The 17,190-nt window shown below is 66.9% G+C and carries 19 protein-coding genes; 5 read left to right on the top strand and 14 right to left on the bottom strand.

The window, feature by feature from the left end; all coding sequences use genetic code 11:
• Positions 1-127: 127 nt before the first annotated feature.
• Positions 128-742 carry a DNA-3-methyladenine glycosylase I gene (locus tag ATO6_RS00165; RefSeq protein WP_088621942.1) on the bottom strand — a complete coding sequence of 205 codons (615 nt, stop codon included), beginning with the start codon at positions 740-742 and terminating at the stop codon, positions 128-130.
• Positions 743-813: 71 nt separating this feature from the next.
• Between ATO6_RS00165 and ATO6_RS00160 the strand changes: the two genes are divergently transcribed.
• The 4 genes from ATO6_RS00160 (at position 814) to ATO6_RS00145 (ending at position 4,874) form a co-directional block, all read left to right on the top strand.
• On the top strand, positions 814-1,680 hold the full coding sequence (locus ATO6_RS00160; RefSeq protein WP_088621941.1) for an EAL domain-containing protein: 867 nt from the start codon (positions 814-816) through the stop codon (positions 1,678-1,680).
• A gap of 127 nt (positions 1,681-1,807) precedes the next feature.
• Entirely contained in the window at positions 1,808-2,983 is a 1,176-nt protein-coding gene (locus tag ATO6_RS00155) for an acetyl-CoA C-acetyltransferase (RefSeq protein ID WP_088621940.1), read from the top strand.
• A gap of 181 nt (positions 2,984-3,164) precedes the next feature.
• Positions 3,165-3,887, top strand: a complete 723-nt coding sequence (gene phbB, locus ATO6_RS00150) for an acetoacetyl-CoA reductase (RefSeq protein ID WP_088621939.1) — start codon at positions 3,165-3,167, stop codon at positions 3,885-3,887.
• A 102-nt stretch (positions 3,888-3,989) separates the two neighbouring features.
• A complete protein-coding gene (locus ATO6_RS00145; protein WP_088621938.1) occupies positions 3,990-4,874 on the top strand; it encodes a DMT family transporter in 885 nt (294 codons plus the stop codon).
• Here the strand turns inward: ATO6_RS00145 and ATO6_RS00140 are convergent.
• From ATO6_RS00140 to ATO6_RS00130, 3 genes are all read right to left on the bottom strand, one after another.
• Positions 4,867-5,028 (bottom strand): YdcH family protein, encoded by a 162-nt coding sequence (locus ATO6_RS00140; RefSeq protein ID WP_088621937.1) that lies wholly within the window; start codon positions 5,026-5,028, stop codon positions 4,867-4,869. The two genes, ATO6_RS00145 and ATO6_RS00140, sit on opposite strands and share 8 nt — an antisense overlap.
• A 103-nt stretch (positions 5,029-5,131) precedes the next feature.
• The gene (locus ATO6_RS00135) at positions 5,132-5,896 is read right to left on the bottom strand and encodes a tRNA1(Val) (adenine(37)-N6)-methyltransferase (protein ID WP_088621936.1); all 765 of its coding nucleotides are present in this window, start codon (positions 5,894-5,896) and stop codon (positions 5,132-5,134) included.
• Positions 5,889-6,104, bottom strand: coding sequence for a DUF2007 domain-containing protein (locus tag ATO6_RS00130; protein ID WP_088621935.1), 216 nt, complete (start codon positions 6,102-6,104; stop codon positions 5,889-5,891). Before ATO6_RS00130 ends, ATO6_RS00135 begins: the two co-directional genes overlap by 8 nt.
• Before the next feature lie 66 nt (positions 6,105-6,170).
• Between ATO6_RS00130 and ATO6_RS00125 the strand changes: the two genes are divergently transcribed.
• A complete protein-coding gene (locus tag ATO6_RS00125) occupies positions 6,171-7,166 on the top strand; it encodes a polyprenyl synthetase family protein (protein WP_254919032.1) in 996 nt (331 codons plus the stop codon).
• A 100-nt stretch (positions 7,167-7,266) separates the two neighbouring features.
• Here ATO6_RS00125 and lpdA read toward each other — a convergent pair whose 3' ends face one another.
• From lpdA to ATO6_RS00075, 10 genes are all read right to left on the bottom strand, one after another.
• Positions 7,267-8,655 (bottom strand): dihydrolipoyl dehydrogenase, encoded by a 1,389-nt coding sequence (lpdA, locus tag ATO6_RS00120; RefSeq protein WP_088621934.1) that lies wholly within the window; start codon positions 8,653-8,655, stop codon positions 7,267-7,269.
• Positions 8,656-8,757: 102 nt separating this feature from the next.
• Complete coding sequence (locus ATO6_RS00115) at positions 8,758-9,147, bottom strand: MAPEG family protein (RefSeq protein ID WP_088621933.1); 390 nt, start codon at positions 9,145-9,147, stop codon at positions 8,758-8,760.
• Positions 9,148-9,162: 15 nt separating this feature from the next.
• A complete protein-coding gene (locus ATO6_RS00110) occupies positions 9,163-9,552 on the bottom strand; it encodes an MAPEG family protein (protein ID WP_088621932.1) in 390 nt (129 codons plus the stop codon).
• Between the two features lie 3 nt (positions 9,553-9,555).
• A complete protein-coding gene (locus ATO6_RS00105; protein WP_088621931.1) occupies positions 9,556-9,822 on the bottom strand; it encodes a DUF3303 family protein in 267 nt (88 codons plus the stop codon).
• A 26-nt stretch (positions 9,823-9,848) separates the two neighbouring features.
• Positions 9,849-10,235, bottom strand: coding sequence for an MAPEG family protein (locus ATO6_RS00100; RefSeq protein ID WP_088621930.1), 387 nt, complete (start codon positions 10,233-10,235; stop codon positions 9,849-9,851).
• A gap of 186 nt (positions 10,236-10,421) precedes the next feature.
• Positions 10,422-11,960 carry a 2-oxoglutarate dehydrogenase complex dihydrolipoyllysine-residue succinyltransferase gene (odhB, locus tag ATO6_RS00095; protein ID WP_088621929.1) on the bottom strand — a complete coding sequence of 513 codons (1,539 nt, stop codon included), beginning with the start codon at positions 11,958-11,960 and terminating at the stop codon, positions 10,422-10,424.
• A 3-nt stretch (positions 11,961-11,963) separates the two neighbouring features.
• The gene (locus tag ATO6_RS00090) at positions 11,964-14,924 is read right to left on the bottom strand and encodes a 2-oxoglutarate dehydrogenase E1 component (RefSeq protein WP_088621928.1); all 2,961 of its coding nucleotides are present in this window, start codon (positions 14,922-14,924) and stop codon (positions 11,964-11,966) included.
• A 37-nt stretch (positions 14,925-14,961) separates the two neighbouring features.
• Positions 14,962-15,720, bottom strand: a complete 759-nt coding sequence (locus ATO6_RS00085) for a S9 family peptidase (RefSeq protein WP_088621927.1) — start codon at positions 15,718-15,720, stop codon at positions 14,962-14,964.
• Complete coding sequence (locus ATO6_RS00080) at positions 15,720-16,262, bottom strand: DUF805 domain-containing protein (protein ID WP_088621926.1); 543 nt, start codon at positions 16,260-16,262, stop codon at positions 15,720-15,722. The genes ATO6_RS00085 and ATO6_RS00080 overlap by 1 nt, the downstream gene beginning before the upstream one ends.
• Positions 16,263-16,302: 40 nt before the next feature.
• Entirely contained in the window at positions 16,303-17,055 is a 753-nt protein-coding gene (locus ATO6_RS00075; RefSeq protein WP_088621925.1) for a hypothetical protein, read from the bottom strand.
• Positions 17,056-17,190 lie beyond the last annotated feature (135 nt).

Raw genomic sequence — 17,190 nt, 5'->3', positions numbered from 1 at the left:
GGTTAGAGGGGGGGGCTTTCCCAGCGGATGCTCAGCATCCGCGTTGCCGACAGAGTGAAAGCGCAGCTTTCGCGGAGTCGGTGACCCCCGCCGCGGGCTTTGCCCGCGACTCCCCCCGAAGGTATTTTTAACCAGAAGAAGCAGGGGACCTGGTCTGCTGGCCCGTTCGCGGGCCCGGCATGGCCGCGATACGCTCGTGGCAGTGGCAGCCCGTCAGGTGGTCGTTGACGAGGCCGCAGGCTTCCATGAAGGCGTAGACGATCGTGGGGCCGCAGAAGCGGAAGCCGGCTTTCTTGAGGTCCTTCGAAACCTGCGCGGAAAGCGGGGTTTCCGGTGGCACCTCGGCCTGAGTGGCGTAGCGCGGCTGCAGCGGCTGGCCGTCGACGTAATTCCACAGAAAATTGGCAAAGCCCTGGCGCGCTTCGATTTCCTGCCAGGCGCGGGCGTTGCGGATCGTCGCCTCGATCTTGCCGCGATGGCGGATGATGCCGGGATCGGCCAGCAGGCGCGTGACCTCGGGTTCACCCCATTCGGCGATACGATGCGGGTCGAAGCCTTCGAAGGCCGCGCGGAAATTGTCGCGTTTGCGCAGGATGGTGATCCACGCGAGGCCCGCCTGAAAGCCGTCCAGCACCAGCTTTTCCCAGAGCGCGCGACCATCGTGTTCCGGCACGCCCCATTCGGTGTCGTGATAGGCCAGATAGATCGGGTCTGGACCCGCCCATGGACAGCGGTTTGTCATTTTCGGCCTGCGGGCTTTAGCGATCTGTTCATGTTTCACCCCCATTGTGGCGGGAAGCGGCGGAGAGAGCAATGGCAAGGCGATCTGGAACCGGGAATGGCGGCGGGCGGCACGGTCCGGGCCTCTCGGATGTCCCCGAGGACGAAGCGAATCCCCTGTCGGCTGCCCTGTCGTGGCGCGGGGCCGATGTGCTGCTGTCTGTCCGGGAGACGGTGGCGCATGGCCAGCTGGCGCTGGCTTACCAGCCGGTCATGCAGGCGGGGCGGACCGACAGGGTCGCATTCTATGAGGGGCTGGCGCGGGTCTATGATCCCGGCGGGCGGATCATCCCGGCACGCGACTTCATCGCCGCGATCGAGGAGACGGAGACCGGGCGCGACCTCGATGTTCAGGCGCTGGCCATCGGGCTGCAGGTTCTGGCGGAACAGCCTGACGTTCGCCTGTCGATCAACATGTCGGCCCGGTCCATCGGCTACCCGGACTGGATGCGGACGCTGAAGCGCGGGCTGATGCATGATCCGACCGTGGCGGAACGGCTGATCCTGGAAATCACGGAAAGCTCGGCCATGAGGGTGCCGGAACTGGTGACAAACTTCATGTCGCGGCTGGCGCGGCAGGGGATCAGCTTTGCGCTCGACGATTTCGGGGCTGGCTTCACCTCGTTCCGCTACCTGCGGGATTTCCAGTTCGACCTGATCAAGATCGACGGCCAGTTCATCCGCGGCATTGCGCAGAACCCCGACAACCAGGTGCTGACCCGCGCGCTCAGCATGATCGCCGAACAGTTCGACATGTTCACCGTGGCCGAGGCGGTGGAACGGGCAGAGGATGCGGCATGGCTGATCACGAACGGCATCGACTGCCTGCAGGGCTATTACTACGCCGCGCCAACGATCCATCCCCCGTGGGAGGAAGCGGCGGACAGCCGGTCGGCCTGACGGCGGCGTTCTGCCGCGGCGTCAGGAGCGGTTGCGACTCATTGTGACGCCACGTCAATTCATATATGCAGCGAGACATGGAGGCGTGGGGCGAGAATTTCCTGCGTCATTATATGGAGGATGATCCATGACGAATGTCGTAATTGCATCCGCGGCCCGGACCGCTGTCGGCTCTTTTTCCGGTTCCTTCGCAAACACACCCGCACATGACCTGGGCACCGCCGTGCTCGAGGCGCTGGTGGCGCGCGCAGGCATCGACAAGGCTGACGTTTCCGAAACCATTCTGGGGCAGGTGCTGACCGCCGGTCAGGGCCAGAACCCCGCACGTCAGGCGCATGTCAACGCCGGTCTGCCGATCGGCTCCGCCGCCTGGGGCATCAACCAGGTCTGCGGCTCGGGCCTCCGGGCCGTGGCGCTCGGTGCACAGCACATCATGCTGGGCGATGCCGATGTCGTCGCCGCCGGCGGGCAGGAGAACATGAGCCTCAGCCCCCACGTCGCGCATCTGCGCGCCGGTCACAAGATGGGCGACGTCAAGTACATCGACTCGATGATCCGCGACGGTCTGTGGGACGCCTTCAACGGCTACCACATGGGCCAGACGGCTGAAAACGTTGCCGAAAAGTGGCAGATCAGCCGCGACCAGCAGGACGAATTCGCCGTCGCCAGCCAGAACAAGGCCGAAGCGGCCCAAAAGGCCGGCAAGTTCGATGACGAGGTCGTGCCCTTCGTGATCAAGACCCGCAAGGGCGAGGTCACGGTCGACAAGGACGAATACATCCGTCACGGCGCGACCAAGGACGCGATGGACAAGCTGCGCCCGGCCTTCACCAAGGACGGCTCGGTCACCGCGGCCAACGCCTCGGGCATCAACGACGGCGCGGCGGGTGTCCTGCTGATGTCCGCCGAGAACGCGGAAAAGCGCGGCATCGAACCGCTCGCGCGGATCGTGTCCTATGCGACCGTCGGCCTCGACCCGTCGATCATGGGCGTCGGCCCGATCTACGCCTCCCGCAAGGCGCTGGAAAAGGCCGGCTGGAAGCCCGAGGATCTCGACCTCGTGGAAGCCAACGAAGCCTTCGCCGCGCAGGCCTGTGCCGTTAACAAGGACATGGGCTGGGATCCGTCGATCGTGAACGTGAACGGCGGCGCCATCGCCATCGGCCACCCGATCGGTGCCTCGGGCGCGCGAATCCTCAACACCCTGCTGTTCGAGATGAAGCGCCGCGATGCCAAGAAAGGCCTCGCCACGCTCTGCATCGGCGGTGGCATGGGCGTCGCCATGTGCGTCGAGCGTCCGTAAGCGGATCGCCACCGGAGAAAGGCGCCTCAGGGCGCCTTTTTTCATGTCCTGCCAAAGATTTGTGCCAGATATGCCTATCCGCGACGGGAAAGCTGCAAATTTCATCGCGCAACATTGTTGCGTATCATCTATCTGACGGGTAACAGAGTTACCAAGAATTCCTACGGAGGAGGAGAGATTCATGGCCAGAACGGCACTCGTGACCGGCGGCTCGCGCGGGATCGGCGCGGCGATTTCCAAGGCGCTCAAGGATGCGGGCTATAACGTCGCCGCGACCTATGCGGGCAACGACGAAGCCGCCGCCAAGTTCACCGAGGAAACCGGCATCAAGACCTACAAGTGGAACGTCGCGGATTACGACGAGTCCAAGGCCGGGCTCGAGAAGGTCGAGGCCGAGGTCGGCCCGATCGACGTGATCGTCGCCAACGCGGGCATCACCCGTGACGCGCCGTTCCACAAGATGACCCCGGAACAGTGGCATCAGGTGATCGACACCAACCTGACGGGCGTCTTCAACACGGTGCACCCGGTCTGGCCGGGCATGCGCGAGCGCAAGTTCGGGCGGATCATCGTGATCTCGTCGATCAACGGCCAGAAGGGCCAGTTCGGCCAGGTCAACTATGCCGCGACCAAGGCGGGCGATCTGGGGATCATCAAGAGTCTCGCACAGGAAGGCGCGCGCGCCGGGATCACCGCGAACGCGATCTGCCCCGGCTACATCGCGACCGACATGGTCATGGCTGTGCCCGAGAAGGTGCGCGAGGCGATAATTGGCCAGATCCCGACCGGGCGCCTCGGCGAACCCGAAGAGATCGCGCGCTGCGTGGTCTTCCTTGCCGCGGACGACGCGGGCTTCATCAACGGCTCCACGATTACGGCAAACGGTGCCCAGCACCTCGTCTGATCGAAGCGACTGCCGTGGAAAGGGCTGGCCAGGGAGGAGGGCCGGCCCTTTCGCTTTTCCGGGCGATTGACAGCCCGCGCGGGGTGGCGCATCCCGGCCGCCATGGATCCGAAACACCGCGCCACCCTGATCGGGGGCCTCGCCATTCTGATGTGGGCGCTGCTGGCGCTGTTCACGGTCGGCAGCGTGCCGGTGCCGCCGCTCCAGCTGAACGCGATGTGCTTTGCAATCGGCGGGGCGCTCGGGGTGATCTGGCTGGCCGGAACAGGCGGCGCGGCGCGGCTCAGGGGCGTGTCGTGGCGGGTCTATGCCTTCGGCACGGCGGGGCTGTTCGGCTATCACGCGCTCTACTTCGCCGCCCTGAGGCTGGCGCCCCCGGCCGAGGCGGGGCTGATCGCCTATCTCTGGCCGCTGCTGATCGTTCTGTTCTCGGCCCTCCTGCCGGGCGAGCGGCTGCGCGCCGGGCATGTGCTTGGCGCGCTTCTGGGCTTTGCCGGGGCCGCGTTGATCGTCGCGCGGGGGGCCGGGTTCGACAGTGCGGCGCTGCCGGGCTACGCGCTGGCACTGTGCTGTGCGCTGACGTGGTCGGGCTATTCGGTCCTGTCGCGGCGGCTCGGGGCCGTGCCGACCGAGACGGTTGTGATCTTCTGCATCGGGACCGCTGTCTTGTCGCTACCGCTGCATCTGGCGTTCGAGAACACCGTCTGGCCATCGACGGCGCTTGGCTGGGGCTCGGTTCTGGGGCTGGGCCTCGGACCCGTAGGGCTCGCCTTTTACGTGTGGGACCACGGAGTGAAAAAGGGCGACATCCAGCTTCTCGGCGTGGCGAGCTATGCCGCGCCGCTGCTGTCTACTCTGCTGCTGGTTGCAGCGGGGATAGCCCCGCCAAGCCTGCGCCTGGCGGCGGCTGCACTTTTGATTACGGGCGGCGCGGCGCTGGCCGCACGGGCCAGCCTTGCACGCCGGGTCGGTCCTGAGATCAGCTGAGGCGGGAGATCTGTTCCTTGATCCGCAGCTTTTCTTTCTTCATCTGCCGGATTTCCTGGTCGGAGGTTCCGGGCGACCGCTGTGCCTGATCCACGGCGGCCGAGAGGATTTGGTGTTTCTTCTTCAGTTCTTCGATATGCGAACCCAAGCTCATCATTCTCTCCTCTCTGATGTGGCTATGAAGAAAGTGGACCACACTTTCATATTTCTGTCACGCTGCACCTGCGCAGTATGAAAGAGCGGCACTTAACAGCCGATTACGAGGAGAAGCTGAAGTCGAACTCTGCCGCGGAGCGGAGAATCGCCCCGGCGGTCTCGGTGTAGTCCGCGCGGTCGCCCTCGTGCACGGCGCCCCGGTGAACGATCAGCCCGTGATGCAGACGGAAGCGCGCGCGCCCGCCCTTGCGCCCGCGCAGCAGGAAGAGCTGCGATTCGCGGCCTGTGCGGGGGATCAGCGGTTTGAGTTCGAGCGAACCGAGATGCGCGGCGAAGGCGGTCAGCAGGTCGGGCAGACGTTCGACGCGGTGGATGAAGGTGACGGTCCCGCCGGGGGCGCAGCGGCGGGCGGCGGCCTGAACCCAGAGCGCGAGAGGTGTGTCCTCGCCAAGGGCGGCCTCGCGGCCCGTGTCCGCCGCGGACAGTGAGGCGCTGCGGTCGAAATAGGGCGGGTTCGCGATGACGTGGTCGAACTGGCGCTGCCGGAGCGCGGCGGGCATCTCCGTGAGGTCCCCGGTGACGACGTCCATGGCGATCCCGTTCTCGGCGGCGTTGCGGGCGGCCAGCGTGGCGTAGTCCGGCTGACGTTCCAGCCCGGCGAGGATCAGGCCGGGCACGCGGGTCCCGGCGCAGAGGGCGGCGGCGCCGGTGCCGCAGCCGAGGTCCAGCAGGCTCTGACCGGGACGGGCGGGCGTGGCGGCGGCGAGAAAGACGGGATCGACCCCGGCGCGGTAGCCCCGGCGCGGCTGCCAGAGGCGCAGCCGCCCGCCGAGAAAGGCGTCGTGGGTCAGATCGGCGTCATCCATCCGTCTCTAACCCGTTGTCGCGCAGGGTTTCCAGCGCGTCCTCGTAATCGGCGTCGATCACCATCAGGCGACGGGGGAAAATCCCGATGGATCCTTCGAGGACGCTCATGTTTACGTCCATTTCGAAGCAGTCTATACCCTCGCCCTGAAGCAGGGCGCGGGCGAATGCGATGACGGTCGGATCGGTGCTGCGCAGGATCTGTTTCATGTCGGGGACTTAATGGCAGGCCCGCCCGGTTGTCGAGGGCGCTGCTCCGGCGGAAGGGGATGACGCGTGGACCAGATTGCCACCAAACCGCACGAGGCGCTCGCGGCGCTGCTGTCCGACGACCTGTCGGCTGTCAACGGGCTGATCCGTCAGCGCATGGCCTCGCGTCACGCGCCGCGCATTCCGGAGGTGACCGCACATCTGGTCGAGGCCGGCGGCAAGCGGCTGCGGCCGATGCTGGTGCTGGCCGCGGCGCGGCTGTGCGGCTACGGCGGGCCGCATCACGTGAGCCTGGCCGCGACGGTGGAGTTCATCCACACCGCGACGCTGCTGCACGACGACGTGGTCGACGAGAGCAACCAGCGGCGCGGGCGGCCTACGGCCAACCTGCTCTGGGACAACAAGTCTTCGGTTCTGGTGGGCGACTACCTGTTCGCGCGGGCGTTCCAGTTGATGGTCGAGACCGGGTCGCTCCGGGTGCTCGACATCCTGTCGAATGCCGCCGCGACGATCGCCGAGGGCGAAGTGCTGCAGCTGACGGCGGCGCAGGATCTGCGGACGACCGAGGACACCTATCTGCAGATCGTGCGGGGCAAGACGGCGGCCCTGTTTTCGGCCGCGACCGAGTCCGGGTCGGTGATCGCGGGGGCGGACGAGCGCGTGGTGGACGGGCTGCGCGACTATGGCGACGCGCTCGGGATCGCGTTCCAGATGGCGGACGATCTGCTGGATTACCAGGGCGACAGCGGGGCGACGGGCAAGAACGTGGGCGACGATTTCCGTGAGCGGAAGATGACGCTGCCGGTGATCCGGGCCATCGCCGCCGCCGATGCGGACGAGCGGGCGTTCTGGGACCGGACGATCGGCAAGGGGCGGCAGGAGGACGGCGACCTCGAGCGGGCGCTGGAGCTGTTCGACCGGCACGGCACGCTGGCCTCGACCCGCGACACGGCCTTCGACTGGGCGGCGCGGGCGCGCGCTGCGTTGGAGGTGGTGCCGGAGCATCCGGTGAAGGGGCTCATGTCGGACCTGGCGGACTACGTGGTGGCGCGGCTGCGCTGAGGCGGGCCGCTCGCCGCGCCCTGACGCGCGCGTCTCGCTTTGGGCGCGTAAATGAAAACGGCCCCGGAGTGCGGGGCCGTTCGTGTTTTCGTCCAACGGTTTACGCGTGGATCGGGCCGTCGCCGCAGGCGAGCGCGGCTTCGCGCACGGCCTCGGAGTAGGTCGGATGCGCGTGGCAGGTCAGCGCGAGGTCCTGCGCCGAGGCGCCGAACTCCATCGCGACGCAGATCTCGTGGATCAGGTCGCCCGCCGCCGGGCCTATGATATGCGCACCGAGGATGCGGTCGGTTTCCTTGTCGGCGAGGATCTTGACGAAGCCCTCGGCGGCGAAGATCGCCTTGGCCCGCGCGTTCCCCATGAAGGAGAACTTGCCGACCTTGTAGGCGCGGCCCGCCTTCTTGAGCGTGTCCTCGGTTTCGCCCACCGACGAGACCTCGGGGTGGGTGTAGATCACGCCGGGGATCACGCCGTAGTTCACGTGGCCATGCTTGCCCGCGATGACCTCGGCCACCGCCATGCCCTCGTCCTCGGCCTTGTGGGCCAGCATCGGGCCGGTGATGGCGTCGCCGATGGCATAGATGCCCTTGACGTTGGTCGCCCAGTGGCTGTCGGTCTTGACCTGCCCGCGGTCGGTCATCTCGACGCCCAGATCGGCCAGCCCCAGGCCATCGGTGTAGGCCTTGCGGCCGGTGGCGACGAGGACCACGTCGGTATCCACGGTCGCTTCGCTGTCGTCCTTGCGCAGTTTGTAGGTGACGGTCGCCTTGCCGCCCTTGGTCTCGACGCCCTGAACGGCCGCGCCCATGATGAACTCCATCCCCTGCTTCTTGAGGATGCGCTGCAGCGTGCGCTGCACCTCGGGGTCCATGCCGGGGGTGATGTGGTCGAGGAATTCGACAACCGTCACCTCGGCCCCGAGGCGGGCATAGACGGAGCCCATTTCCAGCCCGATGACGCCCGCGCCGATGACGACCATCTTCTTGGGCGTCTTGGCCAGCGACAGCGCGCCGGTGGAGGTCACGACGGTCTTTTCGTCGATCTCGATGCCGGGCAGCGAGGAGGGAACGGAGCCGGTGGCCACGATGATCGACTTGGCCTCGTGCACCTCGTCACCGACCTTGACCTTGCCGGTCTCGGGGATCGAGCCCCAGCCCTTGAGCCAGTCGATCTTGTTCTTCTTGAACAGGAATTCGATGCCCTTGGTGTTCTGGTCGACCACGTCCTGCTTGTAGGCCTGCATCTGTTTCCAGTCGACCGAGGGCGACTTGCCCTTGAGACCCATGGTGGCAAAGTTGTGCTCGGCCTCGTGCAGCTGGTGGGTGGCGTGCAGCAGCGCCTTGGAAGGGATGCAGCCCACGTTCAGGCAGGTGCCGCCGAGGGTCTCGCGCCCTTCGACACAGGCGGTTTTCAGTCCCAGCTGGGCGCAGCGGATCGCGGCCACGTAGCCGCCCGGTCCCGCGCCGATGACGATCACGTCGTAGGATGCCATGGAAGTCTCCTTTGTCCTGTTTTCCGGCGTCGGTTTCGCGTCGGTATCACATCGATGGTGCGTCGGTATCTCGGGAACAGTCCGGACACCGGTTGGCAAGGTTCAGGTCAGGGCCGCGATCAGCATCGCGGCGGTTGCGAGAAGCCCCGCGCTCCAGATCAGCGAGCGCCAGGGCACCCAGCCGAAAAGGTAGGCGGGGACGTAGAGGATGCGGGCGATCAGGTAGATCAGCGCATAGATCGCGGTGATCGTATCCGCCTTGTCCGCATAGGTCACGACCATGACCGCGATCCCGAAGAGGATCAGCCCTTCGAAATGGTTGTTCATCGCGCGGTAGGCCCGGCCGGCCATCCCGGTCAGCAGGACTGGTTCGTCCCGCGGCCTCAGGGCCGCACGGCGGCCGACCTGCCGCTGGCCCAGAACCGAGTAGAGGGCGATCTGGGCGATCTGCAGCAGGGCGGCGAGGGCGAGGACGGTCAGTTCGGGGGTCATCGGGTCGTGGCGTCCTCAGAAGAAGGCGGCGGCGATCATCGCGAAGGTCGCGACGAAGCCCACGGTGAAGATCAGCGACCGCCACGGGGCCCAGCCGTAGAGATAGGCGGGGACATAGACCGCGCGGGCGGCCACGTAGACCCATGCGCAGGTGGCGGTGAACCACGAGTTCTGGCCGGTCAGCTGGACGATGACCACGGCGGAAATGAACAGACCGATGTTTTCGGTGTGGTTGTTCAGCGCCCTGCGCAGCCGCTCCGTCGAGGTGGAGAGCGGGGGCAGGTTGTCGCGGGGCGAGGCATTGCCCTCGGGGCCGACATCCTGCGTCAGGTGCTTCTGCGCAAGGAACATCACGACCGCATGGATCAGGGCCGTGGCGGCGAGGGCGGCGAGTTCGGGGGTCATGCCTCAGGCCGTCCTCAGGAAATGCGCCTGTGACCCGGTGACCCCGGCGCGGCGGCCATGGGTGTCGGCGGCGGCGCGTTGCAGCCAGGCTTCGGCCTTGGCGCGGTCGTTGGCCTCGAACAGGCACCACAGGGTGTTGGCCCCGTCCTCGGTCCAGAGCTGGAGCAGGCTGAGACCCGCGTTGCGCTGGTCCTCGGCGTCGTCCGAAAGGGCGGCGCGCAGGGCGGCGGGGTCGGTGGTGTCGAGACGGCAGAGGAGTTGCAGGGACATCGGGTCGGGCCTTTCGCTTCCGGGTGTCAGAGCGCCAGAAGATAGAGCCAGAAGGTCATTGCGAAACCCACGAGCCAGACAATCGTGCGGACCCACGGGATGCCGAGCGCGTAGACGATGACATAGGCGATGCGGGCGAGCAGGAAGATGTAGGCCGCGATAAGCGCCGCGCCGCCGGTCACGCCCTGCTGGGCGAGGATCAGGACGGGCGGGGCGAAAAGGGCCATGGCGACAACGGAGTTCATCTGCGCCCGGTCGAGCCGCCCCGCCGCGCCGCCGAGCGACGGCAGGGTTTCGCGGTTGCCGACGAGCTGGGTCAGTTCGAGCTTCTGCGAGGCGGCGAGGACCTGCACGAGGATCGTGATCAGGACGACGAGGCCGTAGAGGGCGAGGACGGAGGTGAGGGAGGTCACGGTATGGCTCCTTTCCGGGGCTCGGGTGGGGCGGGCGGGGAAACCCCCGCCCTACGGGTGCGGCCTTGCGCATGGCGGGCCGTTCCCCGACCTGCGCTGCGGCCCTTTGCAGGGCGGGGGTCAGCCCGCCCCGATTGTCCCGGCCACGGTGTCCCGGCGCAAGGCGGGGTCAGACCCCGGCCTCCGTCACAGGTCCATCAGCAGCCGGCGCGGATCCTCGAGCGCCTCTTTCACGCGGACGAGGAAGGTCACGGCGCCCTTGCCGTCAACGATCCGGTGGTCGTAGCTGAGGGCGAGGTACATCATCGGACGGATCTTGATCTCGCCGTTCACGACCATCGGCCGGTCCTGGATCTTGTGCATGCCGAGGATGCCCGACTGCGGGGGGTTCAGGATCGGCGAGGACATCAGCGAACCGTAGACGCCGCCGTTCGAGATCGTGAAGGTCCCGCCCTGCATCTCGCCCATCGAGAGCTTGCCGTCGCGGGCGCGGCGGCCCTTCTCGGCGATCGCTTTTTCGATCTCGGCGAAGGACATGGTGTCGACGTCGCGGATCACCGGCACGACGAGGCCCTGCGGGGTCCCGGCGGCGATGCCCATGTGGACGAAGTTCTTGTAGACCACGTCGGTGCCGTCGATCTCGGCGTTGACCTCGGGCACCTCTTTCAGGGCGTGGCAGCAGGCCTTGGTGAAGAAGGACATGAAGCCCATGCGGACGCCGTGCTTCTTCTCGAACTCGTCCTTGTAGGTGTTCCGGATCGCCATCACCTCGGTCATGTCCACCTCGTTGTAGGTGGTCAGCATGGCGGCGGTGTTCTGCGCGTCCTTGAGGCGGCGGGCGATGGTCTGGCGCAGGCGGGTCATCTTGACCCGTTCCTCGCGGTCGGCATCGGCGGCCGGCGACGGGGCGCGGGCCTGTGCAGCCGGTGCGGGCGCCGAGGACGAGGAGGCGGAGGACGCGGCCGCGATGGCCTTCTGCACGTCCTCTTTCATGATGCGCCCGTCACGGCCGGTGCCGGTGACCTGATCGCGCGAGATGTTGGCCTCGGCCATCGCCTTTTTCGCGGCGGGGGCGTCCTCGACATCCTTGCCGCCCTTGGCGGCGGGGGCCTCTTCGGGCTCTTTCGTGCCCGCATCGGCCTTGGCCGCGCCTGCGCCCGAGCCGCCCATGACGGCCAGCTGGCCGCCCGCTTCGACGGTGGTGCCTTCGGCGGCGAGGATCTTGGTCAGCACGCCCGCGGCGGGGGCCGGAACCTCGACCGAGACCTTGTCGGTTTCCAGCTCGCACAGCATCTCATCGGCCTCGACGCTGTCGCCTTCCTTCTTGAACCAGGTCGCGACGGTCGCCTCGGTCACGGATTCACCCAGCGTGGGGACCATGACCTTGACCTCCTTGCCGCCCGCGCCGCCGCCGGCGGCCGGCTTGGCCTCCGCCGGTTTCGCCTCGGGTTCGCCGCGCGGCTTGGTCTCTTCCGGCCCGGCGTTGCCTTCCTCGGAGATGGAGCCGAGCAGGGCGTTCACGCCCACCGTCTCGCCTTCCTTGGCGACGATGTCACCCAGCACGCCCGCGGCGGGCGAGGGGACCTCGACCGTGACCTTGTCGGTTTCGAGTTCGCACAGCATCTCGTCCACGGCGACGGCGTCGCCGGGCTTCTTGAACCATGTGGCGACGGTCGCCTCGGTGACGCTTTCGCCCAGGGTGGGGACGCGGATTTCGGTGCTCATGCCTTATTTCCCTTCGATGGTCAGCGCTTCGTCCACGAGCGCCGCTTGCTGTGCCTTGTGTTGCGACCCCAGGCCGGTGGCGGGCGACGCGGTTGCGACGCGGCCGGCGTATTGGGGACGCGTGTGCTTGGCCTTGATGCGGCCGAGCACCCATTCGATGTTCGGTTCGATGAAGCTCCAGGCGCCCTGGTTCTTGGGCTCTTCCTGGCACCACACCATGTCCGCGTTCGGGAAGCGCTCCAGTTCCTTGACCAGCGAGATGGCCGGGAAAGGATAGAACTGCTCGATCCGCAGGAGGTAGATGTCGTCGATCCCGCGGGCGTCACGCTCCTCGAGCAGGTCGTAATAGACCTTGCCCGAGCACATGACGACGCGCTTGATCTTGTCGTCCGCGACCAGCTTGGTGTCCGAGTTGCCATACTGGGCGTCGTCCCAGAGCACGCGGTGGAAGCTGGAGCCGGTGGTGAAGTCCGCCGCCTTGGAAATCGCGAGCTTGTGCCGCAGCAGCGATTTCGGCGTCATCAGGATCAGCGGCTTGCGGAAGCTGCGGTGCAGCTGGCGGCGCAGGATGTGGAAGTAGTTCGCCGGAGTCGTGCAGTTCGCGACGATCCAGTTGTCCTGACCGCACATCTGCAGGAACCGTTCCAGACGGGCCGAGGAGTGTTCCGGACCCTGGCCTTCGTAGCCATGCGGCAGCAGGCAGACGAGGCCGGACATCCGCAGCCATTTGGACTCGCCCGAGCTGATGAACTGGTCGAACATGATCTGCGCGCCGTTGGCGAAGTCGCCGAACTGCGCTTCCCACAGGGTCAGGGCGTTCGGTTCGGCCAGCGAGTAGCCGTATTCGAAGCCCAGCACCGCGTATTCCGAGAGCATCGAGTCGATGACCTCGTAATGCGCCTGCCCGTTGCGGATGTTGTTCAGCGGGTAATAGCGTTCCTCGGTTTCCTGGTTGATCAGGCCCGAATGCCGCTGGCTGAACGTACCGCGGGTGGAATCCTGACCGGCCAGACGGACCGGATAGCCTTCGGTGAGCAGCGAGCCGAAGGCCAGCGCCTCGCCCGTGGCCCAGTCGAAGCCTTCGCCGGTTTCGAACATCTGCTTCTTGGTTTCCAGCAGGCGTTCGACCGTCCGGTGCAGGGGGAAGCCGTCGGGCGCGGACGACAGCGCCTTGCCGATCTCCTTGAACGTCTCCTCGGCGATGGCGGTTTCGCCGCGCTGGTAATCCTCCTGCTCGCGCTCGAGACCCGACCATTTGCCGTCCAGCCAGTCGGCCTTGTTCGGCTTGTAATCCTTGCCGGCCTCGAACTCCTCGTTCAGGTGGGACTGGAACGCGGCCTTCATGTCCTCGATCTCGCCCTCGGGGATCAGGCCGTCCTTGACCAGACGATCGGTGTAGAGGCTGAGCGTCGTCTTGTGGCCCTTGATTTTCTTGTACATCACCGGGTTGGTGAACATCGGCTCGTCGCCTTCGTTGTGACCGAAGCGGCGGTAGCAGAAGATGTCGATGACCACGTCCTTGTGGAACTTCTGGCGGAACTCGGTCGCGACCTTGGCGGCGTGCACCACGGCCTCCGGATCGTCGCCGTTCACGTGGAAGATCGGCGCCTCGACCATCAGGGCGATGTCCGTCGGGTAGGGCGACGAACGCGAGAAGTGCGGCGCGGTGGTAAAGCCGATCTGGTTGTTTACGACGATATGGATCGTGCCGCCGGTGCGGTGCCCGACGAGGCCCGAGAGGCCGAAGCACTCGGCCACGACTCCCTGACCGGCAAAGGCCGCGTCGCCGTGCAGCAGCACGGGGATGACGGCGGTGCGGTTATGGTCGTTCAGCTGCGCCTGTTTCGCGCGCGCCTTGCCGAGGACGACGGGGTTCACCGCCTCGAGGTGCGAGGGGTTGGCGGTCAGCGACAGGTGCACGGTGTTGCCGTCGAATTCACGGTCCGACGACGCGCCGAGGTGGTATTTCACGTCGCCCGACCCGTCGACATCCTCGGGCTTGAAGCTGCCGCCCTGGAATTCGTTGAAGATCGCGCGGTAGGGCTTGTTCATCACGTTGGCGAGCACGTTCAGGCGGCCGCGGTGCGGCATGCCGATCACGACCTCCTTCGCGCCGAGGTTGCCGCCGCGCTTGATGATCTGCTCCATCGCGGGGATCAGCGCCTCGCCGCCGTCGAGGCCGAAGCGCTTGGTGCCCATGTACTTGACGTGCAGGAACTTCTCGTAGCCCTCGGCTTCGACCAGCTTGTTCAGGATGGCGCGGCGGCCTTCCTTGGTGAACTTGATCTCCTTGTCGAAGCCCTCGATCCGTTCCTTCAGCCAGCCGGCTTCCTCGGGGTTCGAGATGTGCATGTACTGCAGCGCGAAGGTGCCGCAGTAGGTCCGCTTCACGATCTCGATGATCTGCCGCATCGGCGCGACGTCGAGGCCGAGGACCTTGTCGAGGAAGATCGGCCGGTCCATGTCGGCCTCGGAGAAGCCGTAGGATTTCGGGTCAAGCTCCGGATGCGCGCTTTCGTCCCGCATCCCCAGCGGGTCGAGGTCGGCGGCAAGGTGGCCGCGGATCCGGTAGGCCCGGATGATCATCAGCGCACGGACGGAGTCGAGCACGGCGCGCTTGATCGCCTCGTCCGTGACCTCGATCCCCTTTTCGGCGGCCTTGGCGCGGATTTTCTCGCCCGCGCCCTTCGCCTCGGCGGGTTGCGGCCACATGCCGTCCAGCGCGGCGGTCAGGTCGTCGTTCGGGGTCGGCGGCCAGTCGGCGCGGGTCCAGGATGCGCCCTGCGCCTCGGCCTTCACGCTGCGGTCGTCGTCGCCGAGGCTCTTGAAGAACGCGGCCCAGCTTTCGTCCACCGACGCGGGATCGTTGGCGTAGCGGGCGTAGAGCTGTTCGAGGTATTCCGCGTTGTGCCCCTGCATGAAGCTGGAGGCGTGGAAGACGTCGTTTGAGCTTTGGTCGGTCATGAGAGCACCTTGGGGATGAGTCGTTCGGCGGTTTCGGTCACTTGAGGACCTGTTTCACCAGGCCCAGTGTCCGGTCCTGGTAGGTACGGAAGCCGTGGCCGCCGCCCGAGGGAATTTGCAGGGTGACGCGCGCACCGGCCCGTTTGGCCAGCGCGGCGTATTCTTCGGCGAAGCGGGGCAGGGTGTTGCTGTCGCCGCGATTGGTCAGCAGGATCACGGTCGTGCCCTTGCGCAGTCCGCCGACCACGTCATGCGGCGACTGGCTCTGCGTCCAGTTGTTGCTGCCTTTCCGGCTGACGCGCCACGCGGGGACGTTGCAGGGGCAGCCGACGAGGACCGCAACGTCGATCAGGCCGGGATACAGGCCGTTGACGATCGCAGTCTGCGCCGCGCCGCCGGAATGGCCGACGACGATGGTGCGGCCCGGCTTGAGCGACTGCCGCATGGCCGAGATCGACTGCGCCAGAAGCTGGTTGTTGCGCTTTGTGTAGTGGTCCTTGGACGAGTTTTCGCCGGGGCTGCGGCCGGTGCGACCGCTGAAGCCGGGACGCGTCAGCGCGACGACCGTGCTGCCGGGGGCCTGCGCCGCGACGGACTTGGCGAAATCCGACATGCGTCCTTCGCCCGGACCGCTGTCGCCGTGCAGGACGACCACCAGGTTGCGGTTGCCCTGTCCGAAGACCTCGCCCTTGAGCTGGCCCATGTCCAGCGCCGCGGCGGGCAGGGCCAGCGCCATGATGGCCATCAATGCGGGGACAAGCCCGGCCGCAAGACGTCGTGTCGCATGAAGTCTCATCACACCGTTCCCTCTGTCATCTGCGCGCGCGGGGGCGGACCCCACTGGTTGGTTTCAGGCTGTGTCGGTCGTGTCAGCCAGAACAGGACGATCAGGGGCGACAGGGCGAGCACGATCAGGGCAAGGATCAGGATCACGCCGACGATGCCGGTGAAAAGCCCCGATATGTCGCCGCCGACGATCAGGTCGAAGCCGCCGACCATGCCGATGAAGGACGCGATGCCCACCATCGCGATCAGCGGATACAGCACGTAGAGCCCGGACCGGCCCGTGTCGTGCATCCGCCGCCATGCCGCCGCCAGCGCGGGCAGGAGCGTGGCGAGCGAGAACAGCCCGCCGATCGGGCCGTCGCTGCTGGCCGAGACGGAGGTGTCGGTCACGACGACCTCGCCCGTGCCGAAGATCATGGCGTCGAGGATCCCGGCCACGATCTGGCCGATGAACAGGAACAGCACGAACCACCAGTATTCCGGGCGCGAGGCGCGGCCCGAGAAGGTGACGTATTTGCGGAAGCAGGTGCGGATCGAGTCGGTGAAGCTCATGTGCGGGCCTCGTTCGGGGTATCTGCTGGATGAGCGCGCATCAGGTCATGTTCCCGTGGCTGGCCATGGCGTGCAGGTAGAGCCAGGGGCGTTGGCCGTTCTCGCCCGCGACGAACCAGTGCCTGCGGTCGAAGATCCGCGCATCGCCGCGCTGTGCCGTCCCCCGGCGCCAGTCGAGGCTGCGGCTGCCGCGTGTCCACGCGGCGGTGTGGTAGCCGTCGGTGGGTTCGGCGAACTGGCGATAGACGGCGGCTCCGGTCAGCGCGGGAAAATGCGCGGCCATGTCGGTCCCGCTCATCAGCGCGAGCGTGACGCTGCCGCCGCAATAGCTGTCGGTGGCCAGCGCGATGCGGATGTCGGCGGATGCGTGGCGGAAAAAGCCGGTGGCGGAAGCCATCTGTCCCATATCGGTGCCAGCCCAGCCGGGGGCGGGGCGGCTCCAGACGCCGCGCCGGTCGAAGCGGGGACCGTCGGGGGCGTTGCCGGCGGCACGGATGCGGCCACGGTGCAGCCGCAGCGGCCAGTCGCGGCGCGGGGGCAGGGGGCTGGCATAGGCCCAGTCGAGGTAGTGCGCCTTGCGGATCGCCCGCAGGGCGCGGGCGTCGGCGGTAAAGGCGAAACCGCCGCGTTCCAGCGCACGGCGCACGCTGTCGGCCCGCTCAGCCGTATGGCGTATCCGGGGCTGCGGCGCGCCGTCGCGGCCGGTTTCGCGGGGCAGAAGCAGGCAGGCCGCGTCGAGCACGGCCAGATCGGGTGCCACACGGGTGCGGGACACGGAGGGGACGCCGGTCATGGGCGTGCCTCCGGCAGTGCGGAACGACGGCGCTCACCCAAGCTGGGTGACGGGTCCTGCGCGTCCTGACTTTTGTCCGTCTGGCCCATGGCCGTTTCCCTGGTTCAACTCCGGGCGGGGATCGCCCGGAGCGGT

The organism is Oceanicola sp. 22II-s10i (assembly GCF_002210105.1).
GTDB lineage: Bacteria > Pseudomonadota > Alphaproteobacteria > Rhodobacterales > Rhodobacteraceae > Pseudooceanicola.
The sequence above is the reverse complement of the archived record's forward strand: the minus strand, read 5'-3'. Positions and strand labels throughout refer to the sequence as shown.